This is a genomic window from Pseudomonas sp. DCA-1 (assembly GCF_046523955.1).
GTDB lineage: Bacteria > Pseudomonadota > Gammaproteobacteria > Pseudomonadales > Pseudomonadaceae > Aquipseudomonas > Aquipseudomonas putida_Y.
Genome location: NZ_CP169881.1, coordinates 2,533,181 through 2,550,760, shown reverse-complemented (window position 1 = coordinate 2,550,760; position 17,580 = coordinate 2,533,181). Strand labels below are relative to the sequence as shown.

The 17,580-nt window shown below is 62.1% G+C and carries 20 protein-coding genes and 1 pseudogene; 10 read left to right on the top strand and 11 right to left on the bottom strand.

The window, feature by feature from the left end; translation table 11 throughout:
• Positions 1–29: 29 nt before the first annotated feature.
• Complete coding sequence (locus ACE4QZ_RS11965; protein WP_103469743.1) at positions 30–761, bottom strand: SDR family oxidoreductase; 732 nt, start codon at positions 759–761, stop codon at positions 30–32.
• Positions 762–850: 89 nt separating this feature from the next.
• Between ACE4QZ_RS11965 and ACE4QZ_RS11960 the strand changes: the two genes are divergently transcribed.
• Positions 851–1,414 (top strand): TetR/AcrR family transcriptional regulator, encoded by a 564-nt coding sequence (locus ACE4QZ_RS11960; RefSeq protein ID WP_021782370.1) that lies wholly within the window; start codon positions 851–853, stop codon positions 1,412–1,414.
• Positions 1,401–1,994 carry a DUF4157 domain-containing protein gene (locus tag ACE4QZ_RS11955; RefSeq protein ID WP_021782369.1) on the top strand — a complete coding sequence of 198 codons (594 nt, stop codon included), beginning with the start codon at positions 1,401–1,403 and terminating at the stop codon, positions 1,992–1,994. Before ACE4QZ_RS11960 ends, ACE4QZ_RS11955 begins: the two co-directional genes overlap by 14 nt.
• Before the next feature lie 39 nt (positions 1,995–2,033).
• On the opposite strand, the gene ACE4QZ_RS11950 is transcribed toward ACE4QZ_RS11955, so the two are convergent.
• On the bottom strand, positions 2,034–3,035 hold the full coding sequence (locus ACE4QZ_RS11950; protein WP_021782368.1) for a bile acid:sodium symporter family protein: 1,002 nt from the start codon (positions 3,033–3,035) through the stop codon (positions 2,034–2,036).
• A 106-nt stretch (positions 3,036–3,141) separates the two neighbouring features.
• On the opposite strand from ACE4QZ_RS11950, the gene ampC reads away from it, so the two are divergent.
• Entirely contained in the window at positions 3,142–4,284 is a 1,143-nt protein-coding gene (ampC, locus tag ACE4QZ_RS11945) for a class C beta-lactamase (RefSeq protein WP_021782367.1), read from the top strand.
• A gap of 300 nt (positions 4,285–4,584) precedes the next feature.
• Complete coding sequence (locus ACE4QZ_RS11940) at positions 4,585–4,917, top strand: hypothetical protein (RefSeq protein WP_003253895.1); 333 nt, start codon at positions 4,585–4,587, stop codon at positions 4,915–4,917.
• A gap of 46 nt (positions 4,918–4,963) precedes the next feature.
• Here the strand turns inward: ACE4QZ_RS11940 and ACE4QZ_RS11935 are convergent, their stop codons facing one another.
• The 6 genes from ACE4QZ_RS11935 to ACE4QZ_RS11910 all read right to left on the bottom strand — a co-directional run bounded on the left by ACE4QZ_RS11935 (position 4,964) and on the right by ACE4QZ_RS11910 (position 9,003).
• Positions 4,964–5,275: a hypothetical protein gene (locus ACE4QZ_RS11935; protein WP_021782366.1), complete on the bottom strand. Its 312-nt coding sequence runs from the start codon at positions 5,273–5,275 to the stop codon at positions 4,964–4,966.
• 143 nt (positions 5,276–5,418) lie between these two features.
• Positions 5,419–5,607, bottom strand: a complete 189-nt coding sequence (locus ACE4QZ_RS11930) for a hypothetical protein (protein WP_021782365.1) — start codon at positions 5,605–5,607, stop codon at positions 5,419–5,421.
• 138 nt (positions 5,608–5,745) lie between these two features.
• A complete protein-coding gene (locus tag ACE4QZ_RS11925; RefSeq protein WP_021782364.1) occupies positions 5,746–6,066 on the bottom strand; it encodes a YbjQ family protein in 321 nt (106 codons plus the stop codon).
• Positions 6,067–6,135: 69 nt separating this feature from the next.
• Entirely contained in the window at positions 6,136–7,020 is an 885-nt protein-coding gene (locus ACE4QZ_RS11920) for an EamA family transporter (RefSeq protein WP_021782363.1), read from the bottom strand.
• Between the two features lie 162 nt (positions 7,021–7,182).
• Positions 7,183–7,938: a class II aldolase/adducin family protein gene (locus ACE4QZ_RS11915; protein WP_084850762.1), complete on the bottom strand. Its 756-nt coding sequence runs from the start codon at positions 7,936–7,938 to the stop codon at positions 7,183–7,185.
• 21 nt (positions 7,939–7,959) lie between these two features.
• Positions 7,960–9,003 (bottom strand): ABC transporter substrate-binding protein, encoded by a 1,044-nt coding sequence (locus ACE4QZ_RS11910; RefSeq protein WP_103462416.1) that lies wholly within the window; start codon positions 9,001–9,003, stop codon positions 7,960–7,962.
• A 174-nt stretch (positions 9,004–9,177) separates the two neighbouring features.
• Here ACE4QZ_RS11910 and ACE4QZ_RS11905 point away from each other — a divergent pair, with 174 nt between their 5' ends.
• From ACE4QZ_RS11905 to ACE4QZ_RS11895, 3 genes are all read left to right on the top strand, one after another.
• Positions 9,178–11,130 (top strand): FAD-dependent oxidoreductase, encoded by a 1,953-nt coding sequence (locus tag ACE4QZ_RS11905; RefSeq protein ID WP_053870399.1) that lies wholly within the window; start codon positions 9,178–9,180, stop codon positions 11,128–11,130.
• A gap of 39 nt (positions 11,131–11,169) precedes the next feature.
• Positions 11,170–11,769, top strand: coding sequence for a helix-turn-helix domain-containing protein (locus ACE4QZ_RS11900; protein WP_017147667.1), 600 nt, complete (start codon positions 11,170–11,172; stop codon positions 11,767–11,769).
• A gap of 80 nt (positions 11,770–11,849) precedes the next feature.
• On the top strand, positions 11,850–13,052 hold the full coding sequence (locus tag ACE4QZ_RS11895; protein WP_021782359.1) for an NAD(P)/FAD-dependent oxidoreductase: 1,203 nt from the start codon (positions 11,850–11,852) through the stop codon (positions 13,050–13,052).
• Between the two features lie 68 nt (positions 13,053–13,120).
• On the opposite strand, the gene ACE4QZ_RS11890 is transcribed toward ACE4QZ_RS11895, so the two are convergent.
• Positions 13,121–13,732 (bottom strand): FMN-dependent NADH-azoreductase, encoded by a 612-nt coding sequence (locus ACE4QZ_RS11890; protein WP_021782358.1) that lies wholly within the window; start codon positions 13,730–13,732, stop codon positions 13,121–13,123.
• A gap of 133 nt (positions 13,733–13,865) precedes the next feature.
• Here ACE4QZ_RS11890 and ACE4QZ_RS11885 point away from each other — a divergent pair, with 133 nt between their 5' ends.
• On the top strand, positions 13,866–14,768 hold the full coding sequence (locus ACE4QZ_RS11885) for a LysR substrate-binding domain-containing protein (protein ID WP_021782357.1): 903 nt from the start codon (positions 13,866–13,868) through the stop codon (positions 14,766–14,768).
• Entirely contained in the window at positions 14,761–15,120 is a 360-nt protein-coding gene (locus ACE4QZ_RS11880) for an MmcQ/YjbR family DNA-binding protein (RefSeq protein ID WP_084850763.1), read from the top strand. Before ACE4QZ_RS11885 ends, ACE4QZ_RS11880 begins: the two co-directional genes overlap by 8 nt.
• Before the next feature lie 58 nt (positions 15,121–15,178).
• Here the strand turns inward: ACE4QZ_RS11880 and ACE4QZ_RS11875 are convergent, their stop codons facing one another.
• Together ACE4QZ_RS11875 and ACE4QZ_RS11870 are read right to left on the bottom strand one after the other, a co-directional pair.
• Positions 15,179–15,592 (bottom strand): DUF1294 domain-containing protein, encoded by a 414-nt coding sequence (locus ACE4QZ_RS11875; protein WP_279934761.1) that lies wholly within the window; start codon positions 15,590–15,592, stop codon positions 15,179–15,181.
• Complete coding sequence (locus ACE4QZ_RS11870; RefSeq protein WP_028697222.1) at positions 15,585–16,415, bottom strand: undecaprenyl-diphosphate phosphatase; 831 nt, start codon at positions 16,413–16,415, stop codon at positions 15,585–15,587. The genes ACE4QZ_RS11875 and ACE4QZ_RS11870 overlap by 8 nt, the downstream gene beginning before the upstream one ends.
• A 300-nt stretch (positions 16,416–16,715) precedes the next feature.
• On the opposite strand from ACE4QZ_RS11870, the pseudogene mcpP reads away from it, so the two are divergent.
• Positions 16,716–17,429: pseudogene (gene mcpP, locus ACE4QZ_RS11865) on the top strand (methyl-accepting chemotaxis protein McpP); the annotation flags it as partial.
• Positions 17,430–17,580: the final 151 nt, after the last annotated feature.

The window sequence follows — 17,580 nt, the reverse complement described above, 5'->3', positions numbered from 1 at the left end:
GGTTACGGTCCTTGCGAGTTAACGGGGGTTTACCAGCGTTCCATCCAGGGGCGCAGGTCCAGCTCGAAGGTCCAGGCGTCGCGGGGCTGGGCGTGCAGGAACCAGTAACTGTCGGCAATGTGCGCCGGGTCAAGGATGCCATCCTGGTCCTTGAGGGCATAGCGCTCGGGGAAGCTGTCGCGGATGAAGGCCGTGTCGATGGCACCGTCCACCACCACATGGGCGACATGGATGTTGCGTGGCCCCAACTCGCGCGCCATGCTCTGTGCCAAGGCACGCAAGCCATGCTTGGCCCCGGCGAAAGCGGCAAAACCGGCTGCACCGCGAGTGCCGGCTGTAGCACCGGTGAACAGGAGGGTGCCACGCTCACGCTGAACCATGCGCCGGGCCACCGCCTGCGCGGTGAGGAAACCGGCAAAGCAGGCCATTTCCCAGATCTTGAAGTACTTGCGCGGGGTTTCCTCGAGGATGCTGCACGGTACATTCGCACCGATATTGAAGACAAATGCCTCAATCGGGCCTATATCACGCTCGATAGTCTCCACCAGCGCGGCCACCTCCTCTTCCTTGCGCGCATCAGAGCCAAAACCGTAGGCCCGGCCGCCAGCGGCCTGTATTTCCTCCAGCAGCGGCTGCAGTTTGTCGGCCTGGCGCCGGGTTACGCAGGCAATGTAACCCTCACGCGCAAAGCGCTTGGCGATTTCGCCCCCAGTGGCGTCGCCCGCCCCGATCACCAGCACGACTTTTTGTTGTTCTGACATGCCTGCCTCCATGGGTAAATGATCGTTTAGTAAACGAACGCTATGCTATGATCGCGGTCATCGTCAAGCCTGTCTGTCGAGGCATGTGAATGCGCTATTCCAACGAACACAAACAGCAAACCCGCGAACGGCTGCTGGCCAGCAGCGGCGCGCTGGCCAAGCGCGGGGGGTTTGCCAGTACCGGCGTGGCCGGGCTGATGAAAGCGATCGGCCTGACCGGCGGTGCCTTCTACAACCACTTCCCGTCCAAGGACGACCTGTTTACCGAGGTGGTACGCCAGGAGCTGAGCAACAGCCCCCTGATACGCCTGGCCTGCCAGGGCGCCAACCGCGAACGCCTTGGCCGCTGCCTGCAGCAGTACCTGAGCCTGGCCCACCTGCGCAATGCCGAAGGTGGATGCCCATTGCCGCCGTTGGGTGTGGAAATCGCCCGGGCCGACACACCGGTGCGTGAAGTGGCGGAGCACTGGCTGGTAGAACTGCACCAGGCCTGGAGCACAACCCTGGAGGATGAGCAACTGGCCTGGGTGCTGATCAGCCAGTGCGTAGGGGCATTGCTGGTCGGGCGCATGCTGGCCAGTGAAAGCGTGCAAGCGCAAGTACTGGGCGCCAGCCGCCAGTTTGTCGAACAGGCCCTGCATGAGGCGGATTAGTGCGCTGCTGGGGTTGCTGCTGGCCCTGCCAGCGCATGCCGAACAGGCCTGCCCGCCCGGGCAGTATCAGGTGTGCCTGATGGGCTGTTTCTGCGCCCCGATCGACCCAGGCCAGGCCGGGCAGATCCTCAAGGATGTGGAGGTCATGGCCTCGTCCAGCCTGACCTACGCCTTGCGCCAGGCCCGTGACGAAGCCACGGCCAGCGGTGTGCAGCCGATTCCGTTGCATATCCGGGCGCAGCTTGAACCTTGGTATGACTTTGCCGTGCTCGACGCGGCGCGCTTTCGGGTGGGGGATGAGCAACAAATGAGCGCAGCCAATGCGCTATTGCAGAACCCCGATGTGAACGCCGTTACACTGATCGACACGATCATCTTCCGCCGGGCCGCCGATGCCGAGGACAACGTTGCCTTGTGGGCGCACGAGCTCAAGCATGTGCAGCAGTATCAGGAACTGGGCGTGGAGGAGTTTGCCCGACGCTATACGCGCAACTTCGACGACCTGGAGGGGCCGGCCTACAAGATCGAGGCCGAAGTCGGCAAGGCGCTGCGCGAGCGTCGTTCAGGCCAGGCCCGCTGATCGCTGCCATTGCGCTCCTGCATGGGAGCGCGAAGGCGTTCAGGACACCGCCGAGGCTTCCACCGCCTGGTCACGGCTGGCATAGCGCTGCGCCAGCACAGCACACACCATCAGCTGTATCTGGTGGAACAGCATTAGCGGCAAGATCATCGCGCCAATGCCACTGCCCACGAACAACACCTGGGCCATGGGCACCCCCGTGGCCAGGCTTTTCTTGGAGCCGGCAAACAGGATGGTGATGCGATCCTCAAGGTCGAAGCCCAGCGCCTTGCCAAGCATGCGTGTGCCAAACAGCACCACTGCCAGCAGAATTGCGCACACCACGAACAACCCCGCCAGGTGCTGCGGCGATACGGTGTGCCACAGCCCGGTAACCACGGCCTCACTGAAGGCGGTGTACACCACCAGCAGGATCGAACCCTGGTCCACCACCTTGAGCCAGCGCGCATTGCGCTTGACCCAGGCACCGATCCAGCGCCGCGCGATCTGCCCGGCAACGAACGGCACCAGCAGCTGCAAAGTGATCTTCAATACCGCATCCAGACCGGACCCCGTATCACCACTGGCACCCAGCAACAACATCACCAGCAACGGTGTGAGGAAGATACCCAGCAGGCTGGAGGCCGCCGCGCTGCAGATGGCCGCTGGCACGTTACCGCGGGCCAGCGAAGTAAAGGCAATGGCCGACTGCACGGTGGCAGGCAAGGCACACAGGTACAGGATGCCAAGGTAAAGCTCGTTACCCACCAGCGGTACGAACAGAGGTTTGAACGCCAGGCCCAGCAGTGGGAACAATACGAAAGTACAGGAGAACACCAGTAGGTGCAGGCGCCAGTGCCCGGCACCGGTAATGATGGCTTCACGCGACAGTTTGGCGCCATGCAGGAAGAACAACAGGCCAATGGCCAGGTTGGTCAGCCAGCCGAAATATACCGCGCCATCGCCCGAGCAAGGCAGCACGGTGGCGATGAGTACCACACCGAGCAAGGCCAGGGTGAAATTGTCAAATAACATGCGCAAATACTTCATCACTGTATCCATCTTGTCATGGTGGCTGGGCAGACGATAAGTTCTTTGGCTCTCCGTCGCTAACGCCGGAACCCCGAGTGATATCGCTCAACGGACACGCTCCACAAAAGGACCCACCATGTTCCGCCCACGTCTGGCTGTACTTGCAGCCGCCATCACCCTCGCTTTTGGCCATACCAGCGCCCAGGCCGACGACCAGTTACAGGCCAAGGTCGACCAGATCATCCGCCCGCTCATGCAGGAACAAGGCATCACCGGCATGGCTGTGGCCATCTATGCACGCGACCACGCGCATTACTTCAGCTACGGCGTGGCCAGCAAGGCCGACAACGTACCGGTGAGCCGCGATACGCTGTTCGAGATTGGTTCGCTGAGCAAGACCTACACTGCCACACTGGCCGCGCTTGCCAGCGCCGAGGGCAAGCTTGACCTCCAGGCCCCGGCCAAGCGCTACCACCCGGCACTGGCCGGCGCCCCCATCGGCGACGCAACGGTGCTGGAACTGGGCGCCTATAGCGCCGACTGCCTGCCACTGCAGTTCCCCGAATCTGTGCAAACGCCGCAACAGGTAGTCGATTTCTTCCGCCACTGGCAACCTCGCGCCAAACCCGGCACCCAGCGCTGCTACTCGAACCCCAGCCTGGGCTTGTTCGGTGACCTTGCCGCCCGTGCGCAGCACCAACCGTTTTCCACGCTGATGAATGAGGGCCTGCTGACGAAGATGGGCCTGAAAAATACCTACCTTCAGGTTCCGGCCAGCGCCCAGGGCCTTTATGCCCAAGGGTATGACGCCGCCGACAAGCCGGTGCGCATGGGTCCGGGCCCTTACGCCGACGAGGCCTACGGCATCAAAACCAGCGCCAGCGACCTGCTGCGCTATGTGCGCCTGCACATGCAGCCGCAGGGCCTGCCGCCGGCCTTGGTGAAAGCCACCGCCATTACCCAGCAAGGCTATTTCCAGGTCGGCGCCATGACGCAAGGCCTGGGCTGGGAACGCTACCCCTACCCGGTCACGCTGCGCACACTGATCGATGGCAACAGCTCGCTGCTGATCCGTGAACCGCAGGCAACCACTCGCTTGCAGCCGGCCCTGCCCGCGCTACCGGCAGCCTGGTACAACAAGACTGGTTCCACCAATGGCTTCGGCGCGTATGCCGCGTTTGTACCCGCAGAACAGCTGGCAGTCGTGTTGCTGGCCAATCGGAATTACCCCAACCAAGCGCGGGTGCAAGCCGCCTTCGACATCCTTTCCGGCTTGTGACGCGAGCTGTGATTGTCGGACAAAACGACAGAATGTAGTGAGCAAAAAAAATCACTACAAAACGGTTGACGCCGTTCATCGCCCTTGGGCATGATGAAGCCGTCTCCCCGATCGGGAGCGGTGGCAAGGGTGTTCCAGACGGCCTGCGCGGTAACGCAGGCCGTCCGTGGAGAGGGAAACTGTCCAAAAGGCAGCGTGAGAAAGCCCCTGTTGCGATGCTGCTGTAGCAGCCTTGGTAGTGCGCTACACCGTGATAGCGCCAACTGTGAAAATCACCTATGAATGGGTAATGGGGGCTTTATGATGAACTTGAACAACAATCCGACTATCGACCAATTGGCCCAGCTGTTTGCCGTGCGCAAGGACAGCCTTGACGACCATCTGCTGTGGGTTAGCCAAACCGGTGAAGTGCGCCTCGACCGCCTGCCACCGAACACCGTCGAAGATGAATTTGAAGAGCACCTGCCCAGCATGCGTGCCCGCTTCAAGGTCTACCGCCGTGGCCAAGGCTACGTCGGCAAGAAAGCCGCCGCAGACACCGAATTCGTCGGCCGCGTGCTGCAGACCCTGCAACAAGAATGGCCCGCTGCCCGTGAGCAGCAGGCAGTCAAGGTGATCGAACCGCTGAATTGAGGGTTCGCACCCTTACCAAAGCCCGGCCCGCACAGGCCGGGCTTTTTCATGCCTGGCGCCGCTGCAAGCGGGTTTCCGGCAAAGGCAAGGCGCCCGTTGCCATCGCCCTGGCGCGGTCGACACCCCACACCAGCGCACGGGTCATGGTCTCGCCCGGCAGCGCCGGGTAATACTCTTCCAGCACCGCCCGCCCATCCCCGGCGTACACCCCCAGAAACAACTGCGTCGCCCCCAGGCGCGACAAGCGCACCTGCACGTCCAGTGTGGTGCCGTCGCTGAGTGCTTCGTCGTGGCAGCGGCTGTGCAACTGTGCGTCGGCCCACTGCCAATAGGTTTCTTCCCTGACTCGCATGAGCATTCAATCCTCCGTCGCTGGAATGCCGCGCCAGAAAACCACAGGCCGGGCCATCCGGCGAGCGCTACCGGGCAATACCATGAGGCGGATCAACGAATGGCAATAAAAACCCCGCCGTTGGGCGGGGGGCGTGTGCAGGCGCGGGCTCACTTCTTGATCGGTACCCGCGGCATGAAGCGGCCTTTTTTGCTGCGCTGCAAATGTGCAGGCTGGAGCTGTTCGGAATCATCCAGCGTCATGTGGGCGAAACCCAGGCGAAATGCCGCCTGGCCGCAACGCACCTGGCTGTTGATAGGGAACGCATCGTTCAGGTCTTCGAAAAAGGATTCGCTCATGCCCAGTGTCCCTCCGGTGGCGGTCGCGCCGGCAACCAGACAAGTTGCCCAGGAAACGCGGCCTGTGAGAGTGAGACTAGCTGGTCATTTGCGGACCGACCGGACAAGAACCTTGTAGCCGACCAGTGGCAGAAGGCTTTACCTCAGGCGTACTGCTGTGCCGGTAGCAAATACCACGACCATGCCACCCTGTACCGACGGCATGCTGATCTCAAAGTCCACCCCCACTACCGCATCGGCTTGCAACTGTCGTGCCCGGGCCTTGAGTTCTTCAGTGGCCTGCTCCCGGGCCTCGCGCAACGCGCTTTCCAGGGTTTGCGAACGACCGCCGAAGAAGTCGCGAAACCGTGTAAAGAAATCGCGCACGAAGTTGATGCCCTGCACCGATTCGGAACTGACCACGCCCAGGTATTCGGCAATCGGGCGGCCTTCGAGCTGGCTGGTGGTGGAAATGATCATGGATGCGCTCCGTTGGCCTGACAAAAAGAGGCCGATTCTAACAGAGCGCAGCTCAGCAGATTTAAGCGCCTACGCGTTGGCAGCTCGCAAGCGCTGACCGATGCGCGCACCGAATACATTCACCAGCAGCCCGGCCATCACCAGCAATGCGCCCCAGCCCTGAGTGGCGGTCAGGCGCTCTCCCAGCAGCAAAGCCGACGAACTCAGGCCAATCACCGGTACCAGCAGCGAGAACGGCGCCACCTTGCCTGCCGGGTGACGCGACAGCAACTTGCTCCACAGGCTGTAGCCGAGCATGGTGGCCACAAAGGCCAGATACGCCAGGGCCAGCACCGAACTCCAACTGATATTGGCCAAGGCATGGCCAATGCGGTCGGGGCCTTCCAGCCACCAGGACAGTGCCAGGAATGGCAGTGGCGGTATCAGCCCACCCCAGATCACCAACGCGACCAGGTCGACCGAGCCGAACCGCCGGGTAATGATGTTCCCCAGGCCCCACATTGCACCGCCACACAGGGTCAGCACCAACGCCAGCATGGGCACATGGCCGCCGTCTTCGCTGCCGATCAGTGCCAGGCCGCCGGCCGCCACCAGCAGCCCCAGCACGCTGGCCAGGCGCAGCCGCTCACCGAGAAACAACGCAGCAAAACCGAGGGTGAAGAAAGCTTGCGACTGCAGGATCAACGAAGCCAACCCTGGCGGCATGCCGCTGTACATGGCCTGAAACAGGAACGCGAACTGGCCCAGTGAAATGGTCGCACCGTAAGCGATCAGCCAGCGCCATGGCAGTTTGGGCCGTCTGACCAGCAAGATCGCCGGGAACGCCACCAGCAAGAAACGCAATGCCCCCAGCAGCATCGGCGGCAGCCCGTCGAGGCCAACCTTGATGACCACAAAGTTGACTCCCCAGGCGACAATCACCACCAGGGCGATAAGCAGGTCCTTGAGTGGCATTGCGACTTCCTTCTGCAGGCTTTTTTAGACATATTTCGTTACAGCATAAAGGCATTCCATAAAAACGGACCAGCACAGTTGAAACCAATGGTTGCACTACAGTGACTGTTCCGTCCGCCCGCTGTCGGCTGGACGTCAACGTTGCCAAATCAAAGAACAGGTTCAATCCTGATAACCAGGTGCCACCTTTTCCAGCATTCGCAACAATGCCGCCCACGCCAATTGCAGCGCATCCGGGTCGGTCAGTTCCCCCTGCTTCAAGCCTCTCCCCGGCGCGTTGAACTGCCGCTCGGTATGCCTGCACACTTCAGTCGACGGCAATATCAGTTGCCCAGCACTCTGCGCCGCCAATTGGATCTCGCAAGCCTTTTCCAGGTAGTACATGCGCAGGAAGGCTTCAGCCACACTGCGTCCCGTGGTCAACAGCCCATGGTTGCGCAGAATCATCACCGGCTTGTTGCCCAGGTCAGCCACCAGCCGTTGCTGTTCATCCATGTCCAGCGCAATGCCCTCGTAGCCGTGGTAAGCCACATTGCCGTAAAACTCCATGGACATCTGGTTGATCGGCAGCAAGCCACACTCCAGTGCGGCCACCGCGCAACCTGCTCGGGTGTGGGTGTGCAGCACGCACCGGGCATCCTCGCGGGCAGCGTGAATGGCACTGTGAATGACGAACCCGGCCGGGTTGACTGGATGACGGGCAGCGCCCACCGGCCGCCCTTGCAGGTCGATCTTCACCAGACTGGAAGCTGTAATCTCATCGAAGAGCAGGCCATAAGGGTTGATCAGGAAATGGTGCTCCGGCCCAGGCAGACGCAGGGAGATATGCGTGAAGATCAGATCGCTCATGCGAAAATGCGCGATCAGCCGGTAGCAGGCAGCCAGCTCCCGACGCAGGCTTTGTTCCGTTGCAGTCATCTTGTTTTCCTTTACCGAACGCTATTTGCTGGCCCAGGCGTTGAAGCGCTGCTCCAGTTCTTCGCCATGATCGACCCAGAATTCCACGTTCATGGCCAGCGCCCCTTGCAGGTTCTGTGGCGAAGTGGGTACCCAGTTGGCCAGCGCCGGGTCAAGCCTGGCTGCGGCCTGGGTATTGGTCGGCCCATAGGGTATCTGCTGCACATACCGCACCTGGGTATCCGGCTGATTGGCATAGGCAATCAGCCGCTTGGCCTGGTCGACATGCCGCGAGCCTTTGATGATCGCCCAATAGTCCATACCGTACAGGCTGCCAGGCCATACCACAGCCAACGGGCTGCCCTGCTGCGCCGCCACCGCAATTCGTCCGCTGTAGGTGGAGGTCATCACCACGTCGCCGGCTGCCAGCCATTGCGCGGGTTGAGCGCCGGCGTCCCACCACTGGATATGGGGCTTGAGTTCGCTGAGTTTGGCGAAGGCCCGCTCGACACCCGCCGGCGTGGACAGCACGCGGTAAACGTCCTCGACCTTGACCCCGTCAGCCAACAGCGCGAATTCCAGGTTGTACACCGCACGCTTGCGCAGGCCGCGCTTGCCTGGGTACTTGTTGATGTCCCAGAAATCGGCCCACGAGGCCGGCGCCTGGGCCAGCTTGTTGCGGTCATAGGCAATAGCCACGCTCCAGACCAGCGCGGCCGAACCACAATCCTGTGCGGCTTCCGGGATCAGTTCGGCTGCATGGCCCAGGCGCTGCCAGTCCAGGTGCTCGTATATCCCCTCGTCGCAGCCGCGCATCAAGTCAGGCCCTTCGATCTGCACCACGTCCCAATCGACGTGGCCGGTGTCAGCCATGACCTGGATCCGTGCCATTTCGCCGTTGTATTCACCCTGGATCAGCTGGCTGCCGTCCTGGGCAATGAAGGGCTTGAAAATTGCCTCATCCTGGGCCTTCTGGCCCGCGCCGCCATAACCGACCACGACCATCTGCTGCGCAGCTTGCGCATTGCCCAGGCCGAGGGCCAGCAAGGCTGCACAAAGGCCGGTCACTCCTGGAAATAGCTGCATCGTAGTTTCCTCCTGCCGGTGCCCGACGGGCCCGTTTTCTTGTTGTTCTGAGGTCACACCCTCGCCATGCGAGTGAGGAAAACCTAGACAGACGCCAGTAAAAAAACAAGTTGATTTTTTACTATTGCTACACTTTTATAAGAAAAAATAACAACCCTGTACCGGAGCCGCGTGATGCAGACCGCCTTCCCTCATCTGTTCGAGCCCTTGCAGATTCGCGGCAAACGTTTGAAGAACCGCATCATGTCCACCGGGCACGACACCTGCCTACCCACCGACAACCTGGTCAACGACAAACTGATCGCCTACCAGCGCGACCGTGCTGCCGGTGGCGTCGGCTTGATCGTGCTGCAGGTCGCCGGGGTGCACGACAGTGCCCGTTACACCTCGCATGTGCTAATGGCCACTGACGATGCCTGCATCGACGGCTACCGCCAGCTTGCCGAGGCCTGCCATGCGCACGGCACCGTGGTGCTGTCGCAACTGTTTCACCCCGGGCGGGAGATCATGGAGTCGGCAGACGGCCTGTTGGCGGTAGCCTACTCGGCCTCTGCGGTGCCCAATGAGCGCTTCCGGGTGATGCCGCGCGCGCTGGACCAGGCAATGATCGACGAAATCGTCCAGGGCTACGCCAGCGCCGCCCGCCGCCTGCACCAGGCCGGGCTGGATGGCGTCGAGGTGGTGGCCAGTCATGGCTACCTGCCCGCGCAGTTTCTCAACCCGCGGGTAAACGTACGCAGTGATGGCTACAACGGCGATCTGGATCAGCGCCTGAGGTTCTTGCGCGAAGTGCTGGCCGCGGTACGTGCCGCCACCGATGAGCAGTTCATCATTGGCCTGCGCATCAGCGCTGACGAGCGTGACAGCCAAGGCCTGAGCGAAGACGAGTCACTGGCTGCTGCCGTGGCCTTGCAGGGCCAGCTCGACTACCTGCATGTCGTCGCCGGCACCTCGGCCTCGCTGGGTGGCGCGGTCCATATCGTCCCGCCAATGGCTATCGAACCCGCGTACCTGGCCCGCGAGGCTGGCACCTTCAAGCGACAGCTGGCTATCCCCCTGTTCGTCACCGGGCGCATCAACCAGCCTCAGGAAGCCGAGCTGATCCTGGCTCGCGGCCAGGCTGATGTGTGCGGCATGACCCGGGCGCTGATCTGCGACCCGTTGATGCCAGTCAAAACCAAACGCGGCCAGGTCGAAGACGTGCGCGCCTGCATCGCCTGCAACCAGGCATGCATCGGCCATTTCCATCGTGGCTTGCCCATTTCCTGCATCCAGCACCCGGAAACCGGCCGAGAGTTACAGTACGGGCACCTTACGCCCACTTCCTCACCCAAGCGCATAATGGTCGCCGGCGGTGGGCCTGCAGGCATGAAGGCCGCGGCCGTGGCCGCTGCGCGCGGGCACCAGGTCACTCTGTACGAGGCGGGTCCGCAGCTCGGTGGGCAGGTGCTGCTCGCCCAGCTGCTGCCACGGCGCAGCGAGTTCGGGGGTGCCAGCACCAACCTGCAACGGGAAATGGCCTTGGCGGGGGTACAAGTGGTGCGCAACACCCGGGTCGACCGCGCACTGGTCGAACGTGAGCGCCCTGATCTGGTCATCGCTGCTACCGGCGCCATCCCCTACTGGCCTGCGTTCGAGCGTACCGGCGAACTTCAGATAGTGGACGCCTGGCAAGTGTTGCGCAACGAGGCGAAACCCGGGCGTTCGGTGCTGGTGATCGACTGGCGCTGTGACTGGATCGGCCCCGGTATCGCCGAACGCCTGGTGCGCGAAGGCCATCAGGTTCAGTTGGCGGTCAACGGCACTCATTGCGGCGAGAGCCTGCCGCTTTATGTACGTGACCAACTGGCCGGCGAGCTGCATCGCCTGGGTATCCCTGTCACCCCATACGCACGCCTTTATGGCTGCGACGACAACACGGTATACCTGCAGCACACCGCCAGCGGCGATCCGATGATCTTCGAAGATATCGACACCCTGGTGCTGTGCATGGGGCATCAACCTCAAGACCGCCTGGCCACTGAACTGGCTGGTGTGGTGGACGTGCGGCGGATTGGCGACTGCCTGGCGCCGCGCACGGCCGAAGAAGCGATTCACGATGGTCTGACGGTTGCCTGGGCACTCTGAGGCTGTACATACTGCGGCTTTTGCGATGGACCGACGTGCATGAGCCAACCCTCCCAGCCTCCCGCCAGCGAACCCGGGGGCGCCGCGCCGCAGTTCCTCGGCACCCGCATCCGCGGCCTGCGCAAGCGCCGCGGCATGACCCTGGCGGAGCTGGCCGCACACAGTGAACTGACCGCAGGCTACATCAGCCAGCTGGAGCGCAACCTCTCCTACCCGTCGATCCCGGCGCTGTTCAACATCGCCCGCAGCCTGGGCGTGACCATCCAGTGGTTCTTCGCCAGCGAGGCCACCACCGCGCCCGAAGACCAAGGCTATGTGGTGCGGCGCAACAGCCGCCTGAGCGTGCATTACGAAGATGGCATCGTCGATCAACTGCTCACCCCCCAGCCCAATCGCCAGCTGGAGATGCTGCACTCACGTTTCCCTCCGGGTACCTACAGCCAGCAAAGTTACAGCCACGACGGTGAAGAAGCCGGTTACCTGCTCAGCGGCACGTTTGAGCTGTGGGTAGGCGAGCGGCATTTCCAACTGAGTGAAGGCGACAGCTTCAGCTTCTCGAGCCAGGAACCTCATCGCTACGGCAACCCCGGTGAAGTAGATGCCGTGGTGATCTGGGTGATCACGCCGCCAACATTCTGAAGCACTCCAGCAAGCACTGGTAACACCGTTGACCGGCAACACGGTCTACCTTGTCCACCGAACTTCTAAGGAGCACAACCATGAAGCAGATCCTGATCATTGGTGCGGGCTTTGCCGGCCTGTGGAGCGCGCTCAGCGCCATCCGCCAGCTTGACCTCAACGCCAGCAAGGACGTCGAGGTCACCTTGCTCGCACCCCAGGCTGAACTGCATGTGCGTCCGCGCTTCTACGAGCCAGACGTGCATACCATGGCCGCACCACTGCAGGCACTGCTCGATGTTGTAAATGTCCGCTTCGTGCCGGGCACGGCATTCCATATCGATGAAGCGGCCCGCCGCGTGGGCTATCGCACCCGCAGTGGCACTCGGTGCGCCCTGCCCTACGACCGCCTGATCATGGCCTGCGGCAGTGTGCTCGATCGCCCTGACATGGTTGGCATCGAGCATGTCTTCGATGTCGACAAGCTCGACAGTGCCGCACGCCTGGAAATCCACCTGAAGTCGCTGGCCAGCCTGCCGAACACGCCGGCGCGCAATACCGTGGTGGTAGCCGGGGGCGGTTTTACCGGCATCGAAACGGCCACCGAACTGCCGGCCCGCTTGCGCGCGATACTGGGCGAAGACGCCGCGTTGCGCGTAGTGGTAATCGACCGCGGCGCCAGGATTGGCGCAGCCCTGGGTGACGGCATCCGCCCAGCCATCGAGCAGGCGTGCGAGGCCCTGGGCGTGGAGTGGGTTTGCGGTGCCACGGTGGTTTCGGTAGACCCTGCCGGTGTACAGCTGGACAACGGCCAGCGTATCGACGCCAGCACGGTGGTCTGGACTGTTGGCTTCAAGGCCAACCCGCTCACCGAACAGATCAGCGGCGAGCGCGACAACCGCGGCCGTTTGCATGTCGATGGCAACCTGAAGGTCAAGGGCAATGAGGCCGTGTATGCAGCTGGAGACGTGGCTTACGCCACCTGTGACGCGCTTGGCAATCATGCCGTGATGTCGTGCCAGCATGCGATTCCGCTGGGGCGCCATGCGGGCAACAATGCCGCTGCCGAGTTGCTGGGCGTGGCACCGATGGCTTACAGCCAGCCCAAGTACGTGACGTGCCTGGACCTGGGGGCCTGGGGCGCGGTGTACACCGAAGGATGGGACCGTGTGGTTTCGCCACCGGAGGACAAGACCGAAGCCAAGGCGCTGAAGCGCCAGATCAATTCAGTGTGGATTTATCCGCCAGCGGCTGACCGGGCAGCGGCCCTGGCGGCAGCTGATCCGCTTATCCCGGTGGCCTGAACGCTTCTACAGGTTGGAGTGGCCTTGTGCTTCGACAAGGCCACGCCTGCAACCAACCGCTCCCTTGATCAGGCAGCAGCAAACAGCTCGTTGGCGATCTGCGCCTGTGCAGCATCGATCGCCTGGCTGCGCTGCTCCGGGCCATAGGCCAGGCCGTGGGCGCGGACAATTTCCAGGTCGGTAATCCCAATGAAGCCCAGGAACACTTTCAGGAAGTCTTCATGCCCGGCGCCGGTCGGCTGGCCAGCGTGCAGGCCACCCGCGGTGGAAACCAGCACCACTTTCTTGTTGCCGCACAGGCCTTCCGGGCCTGCTTCAGTGTAACGGAATGTCTTGCCGGCGACGGCCACACGGTCAATCCAGGCTTTTAGCTGGGTCGGCACGGTGAAGTTGTACATTGGCGCGCCAATTACCACGGCATCGGCAGCCAGGAACTCTTCGAGCGTCTCTGCGCTGAGCTTGGCTTCGAAAGCCTGGGCCGCGTCGCGTACGTCTTCAGGGGTGCCTGCAGCCACCAGGGTGGCGGCGGAGAAGTGGGCAATGGCATCGGCAGCCAGGTCGCGGTAAATCACTTCAACGCTCGGGTCTGCAGCCTTCCAGGCTTCGACCACTTCACGGCTCAACTGGCGCGAGGCGGAATTGTCGCCCAGGATGCTCGAATCGATGTGCAACAGTTTCATGGGACTCTCCTGTGATTGAAGACCGCATCTGTGGGCGATCACGATGGGGTAGATCCTACCGAAGTGACCAATAGCTGATAAGTAAGCGAAAATGCGTTAGTTTGTCCCACAGATGGAACAGTGAGACATTCCCATGCAAGACCTCAACGACCTCTTCTATTTCGCGCGCGTCGTCGAAGCCGGCGGATTCGCCGCCGCCGGGCGCCAGCTGGGTATCCCCAAGTCGCGCCTGTCGCGGCGTATCGCCGAGCTTGAAGAGCGCCTTGGCACACGTCTGTTGCAGCGCACCACACGGCAACTCAAGCTCACCGCAGTAGGTGAACGTTACTTGCATCATTGTCAGGCCATGCTGCTGGAGGCCGAAGCCGCCGACGAAACCGTGGCCAGCATGAGCAGTGAGCCGCGCGGGCGTTTACGGGTTTCCTGCCCGGTGGCACTGGCACACGCCTTCCTGCCGGATGTGATCAGCCGCTTTCTTGAGCAGTACCCGCTGGTGCAACTGGACATGGTATTGCTCAACCGCCGGGTCGACCTGATTTCCGAAGGCATTGACGTAGCGTTGCGCGTACGCGACCTGGGCGACGAAGACCCGGCCCTGGTTACCCGCCGCCTGCGCCAGGCACAGATGCAACTGGTGGCCGCGCCCGGCTTTGCCGACCACATTCGCGAACCGGGCGAGTTGGCATCATTGCCAGTGCTGGGCGCAGCCGAAGCAGACCGACTGGTACACTTTCGCTTGATCGGCCCCCATGGCAAGCAGCAGGAAATAGCGCTGGAGCCGCGCTTGGCGATCGATGATTTCGTAGTACGTAATGCAGCTGTACGTGCCGGTCTGGGGTTCACTGCGCTGCCCAGCATGTTTTGTGAAGAGGAACTGGAACGCGGCGAACTGGTGCGCTTGCTGCCAGACTGGTCGCTGCCGGGTGGCTACCTGCAGGCGGTTTACCCACACCGGCGGGGCCTACTGCCTGCGGTCCGGGTGTGGATCGATCACCTGGCGGCGTCATTCGAGGCTTGTGGAGAGCGGTATGTCTGAACGGAAAATGAGCGAAGCCCAGGTGGCGGCATTTTGCCTGAGCCTGCCGGGTGCGCGGGAAGACTACAAATGGGGCGGCATCCGAGTGTTTTCGGTGGCAGAAAACAAGATGTTCGCGGTGCTCGACCTGGCGAGTGCCGGGTTGTCGTTCAAGGTGGCCGACGAGCTGTTTCTGGGTTATTGCGATCGCCCCGGGATACGGCCGGCACCCTACCTGGCGCGGGCGCGATGGGTCAGCATGGCGCCGCCCTACCCCATGGGGCGTGATGAACTGTGTGACCTGTTGCAGCACTCGCACCAGCTGGTAGTGCGTCGGTTGCCCAAGCGATTGCAGACGGGGTTGGTCATGTGATCTGGCTGTACCGGCCCTTTCGCGGCATTACCCGCGAAGAGGCCGGCACAACTGCACATCAACCAAAGGGCAGATAACGCCCCTCAAGAAACAGCCAGTCTGCCCAGAACACCTGATGCACCAGCACAATCCCCCAGCACACCAACTGGAACGAGACCTTGCGGGTCTTGTGCCGAAACAGTTGCTGCGCCAATAACGCCCCCGGCCAACCACCGAGCAGCTCACTGGCATGCAGCACTTTCTCGGATGTACGCCAGGCCTGCGTACGTGCCTGCTGCTTGTCCTGCCAATACAGCAACAGGCTGATCAGGCTCATGGCCGGGTACAACGCCAACGGCCACCAGGTCTGATCGTTCCAGGCCATGCGCGCCGCCCCCCAACCGGGCAACAGGCAAAGCACGCCCAACAGCAGCAGCTTCAGGCGCACATTGCGCACGCCTTCAGCCCGTTGCCCGCGCATTGCCTCAGCCATGAGCTGTGGACCAGTCAACCCAACCAAACTGCCAGGTCGCCAGAATGAGCAAGCCGAACACAATGCGATACCAGGCAAATGCCGCGTAGCTATGGTTGGCAATGAACTTGAGCAACGCCCGTACGGCGATCATGGCGAAGATGAACGAGGTCACGAAGCCGATCGCAAACACCGGCAGATCGCCGGGCTGGAACAGGTCGCGGTACTTGTAGCCCGAATACACCGCCGCACCGACCATGGTCGGCATTGCCAGGAAGAACGAGAACTCGGTCGCTGCCTTGCGCGACAGGCCGAACAGCAGGCCACCGATAATGGTCGAACCGGAGCGCGACGTGCCCGGGATCATCGCCAGGCACTGGACGAAGCCGATTTTCAGCGCATGGCTCCAGCGCATGTCGTCCACATGGTCTACCTGCACGCGGTGCTCACGGCGCTCGGCCCAGAGCATGATGACGCCACCCACCACCAGTGCCGCCGCCACGGTGACGGGGTTGAACAGGTATTCGTGAATAAGGTCAGCAAAAAGCACACCCAGTACCACCGCCGGCATGAACGCCAACAGCAGGTTGCCCGTGAAGCGGCGCGCCTTGGGCTGGTGGGTCAGGCCGAAGACCACTTCGAAAATCTTGCTGCGAAACTCCCACACCACCGCCAGGATCGCCGCCAACTGAATGATGATATTAAAAGCCATGGCCCGTTCGCCGCCAAAACCGATCAGGTCGGCGACGATAATCTGATGGCCCGTACTGGAGATCGGCAGAAACTCCGTCAGCCCTTCGACCACGCCTAAGATGATTGCCTGGAAGGCAGTCCAAAAATCCATCATTCCCCCGGATGAAGCGCTGCTTGTTGCAGGCCCCTTGTTCTTGATTTGCTTGAGATTGCCGTACATGGCCCGGCTGTTTTACAGCGACTGTTGGGCGCAACGCCAGTGGAAAAGTTCACGCCTGTTAAAGGTTTCATCTTGCGCGGCCGAAATCCTGACAGAGCCCCTTTGCAATCGCTTTACGCGACCTGCGGCAGACTATCACCAACATAGCACTTAGCCATTAGTCGGGTGGGGGCTCGCTGCAAAGCATGCTTCGATGCACCTCAATAAAAAGAACAATGCGGGAGCTGATGGATGAACACTCTGAGATCGATGTCAATCAGTCGGCGCCTGTGGCTGATCCTTGTAGTAGCGGTAGCCATGCTGGTGGTACTGGGCCTGCTGATGCTGCGGCAGATCCATGGTGACCTGTACCAGGCCAAGGCGGAGAAAACCCGCCATGTGGTGCAGACCGCCGCAGGTGTGTTGGCCTATTACCAAGGCCTGGAAGCTGCCGGCACGCTCAGCCGCGAAGCCGCCCAGCAACAGGCACTGCAGGTCGTGCGCGCGCTGCGCTACGACCATGACGACTATTTCTGGATCAACGACCTGGGGCCGAAGATGATCATGCATCCGGCCAACCCCAAGCTCGACGGCCAGGACCTTTCAGCCATCCGCGATCCCGATGGTTTCGCCGTGTTCAACGAAATGGTCGCCCTCGCCCGTCAGCAGGACGCCGGCCCCGTCAACTATCGCTGGCCCAAGCCCGGCGCCAGTGAGCCGGTAGCCAAGACTTCCTATATTCAGCTGTTCAAGCCGTGGGGCTGGATCATCGGTTCGGGCGTGTATGTGGATGATGTGCAGGCCGAATTTGCTCGCCAGTTGCGCGACGCTTCGCTGGTCGGCGTCGGCATTGCCCTGCTGATGGCGCTGGTGGTCATGCTGATTGCCCGCAGCATCGCCCGCCCGCTGCAGGAAGCGGTGCAGGCCATGGGCAACATCGCCAGCGGCGAAAGCGACCTGACCCGGCGCCTGGACACCCATGGCAGCGACGAAATCACCCACCTGGGCGAGCACTTCAACCGTTTCAACGGAAAACTCCAAGGCGTAGTCGGCCAACTGCAAGGCGCGGCCCACGCGCTGGCCCAGTCCGCCGGGCACGTCGGTGACAATGCGGGTG

Excerpts from the sequence above, each read along its gene's own strand:
- ACE4QZ_RS11910 (WP_103462416.1), bottom strand. The coding sequence starts at position 9,003 with ATGCAGCTATTTCCAGGAGTGACCGGCCTTTGTGCAGCCTTGCTGGCC.
- ACE4QZ_RS11920 (WP_021782363.1), bottom strand. The coding sequence starts at position 7,020 with ATGCCACTCAAGGACCTGCTTATCGCCCTGGTGGTGATTGTCGCCTGG.
- ACE4QZ_RS11895 (WP_021782359.1), top strand. The coding sequence starts at position 11,850 with ATGAAGCAGATCCTGATCATTGGTGCGGGCTTTGCCGGCCTGTGGAGC.
- ACE4QZ_RS11935 (WP_021782366.1), bottom strand. The coding sequence starts at position 5,275 with ATGCTCATGCGAGTCAGGGAAGAAACCTATTGGCAGTGGGCCGACGCA.
- ACE4QZ_RS11900 (WP_017147667.1), top strand. The coding sequence starts at position 11,170 with ATGAGCCAACCCTCCCAGCCTCCCGCCAGCGAACCCGGGGGCGCCGCG.
- ACE4QZ_RS11890 (WP_021782358.1), bottom strand. The coding sequence starts at position 13,732 with ATGAAACTGTTGCACATCGATTCGAGCATCCTGGGCGACAATTCCGCC.
- ACE4QZ_RS11915 (WP_084850762.1), bottom strand. The coding sequence starts at position 7,938 with ATGACTGCAACGGAACAAAGCCTGCGTCGGGAGCTGGCTGCCTGCTAC.
- ACE4QZ_RS11965 (WP_103469743.1), bottom strand. The coding sequence starts at position 761 with ATGTCAGAACAACAAAAAGTCGTGCTGGTGATCGGGGCGGGCGACGCC.
- ACE4QZ_RS11885 (WP_021782357.1), top strand. The coding sequence starts at position 13,866 with ATGCAAGACCTCAACGACCTCTTCTATTTCGCGCGCGTCGTCGAAGCC.
- ACE4QZ_RS11870 (WP_028697222.1), bottom strand. The coding sequence starts at position 16,415 with ATGGATTTTTGGACTGCCTTCCAGGCAATCATCTTAGGCGTGGTCGAA.
- ACE4QZ_RS11905 (WP_053870399.1), top strand. The coding sequence starts at position 9,178 with ATGCAGACCGCCTTCCCTCATCTGTTCGAGCCCTTGCAGATTCGCGGC.
- ACE4QZ_RS11960 (WP_021782370.1), top strand. The coding sequence starts at position 851 with ATGCGCTATTCCAACGAACACAAACAGCAAACCCGCGAACGGCTGCTG.
- ACE4QZ_RS11950 (WP_021782368.1), bottom strand. The coding sequence starts at position 3,035 with ATGGATACAGTGATGAAGTATTTGCGCATGTTATTTGACAATTTCACC.
- ACE4QZ_RS11880 (WP_084850763.1), top strand. The coding sequence starts at position 14,761 with ATGTCTGAACGGAAAATGAGCGAAGCCCAGGTGGCGGCATTTTGCCTG.
- ACE4QZ_RS11955 (WP_021782369.1), top strand. The coding sequence starts at position 1,401 with ATGAGGCGGATTAGTGCGCTGCTGGGGTTGCTGCTGGCCCTGCCAGCG.
- ACE4QZ_RS11940 (WP_003253895.1), top strand. The coding sequence starts at position 4,585 with ATGATGAACTTGAACAACAATCCGACTATCGACCAATTGGCCCAGCTG.
- ACE4QZ_RS11930 (WP_021782365.1), bottom strand. The coding sequence starts at position 5,607 with ATGAGCGAATCCTTTTTCGAAGACCTGAACGATGCGTTCCCTATCAAC.
- ACE4QZ_RS11925 (WP_021782364.1), bottom strand. The coding sequence starts at position 6,066 with ATGATCATTTCCACCACCAGCCAGCTCGAAGGCCGCCCGATTGCCGAA.
- ampC (WP_021782367.1), top strand. The coding sequence starts at position 3,142 with ATGTTCCGCCCACGTCTGGCTGTACTTGCAGCCGCCATCACCCTCGCT.
- ACE4QZ_RS11875 (WP_279934761.1), bottom strand. The coding sequence starts at position 15,592 with ATGGCTGAGGCAATGCGCGGGCAACGGGCTGAAGGCGTGCGCAATGTG.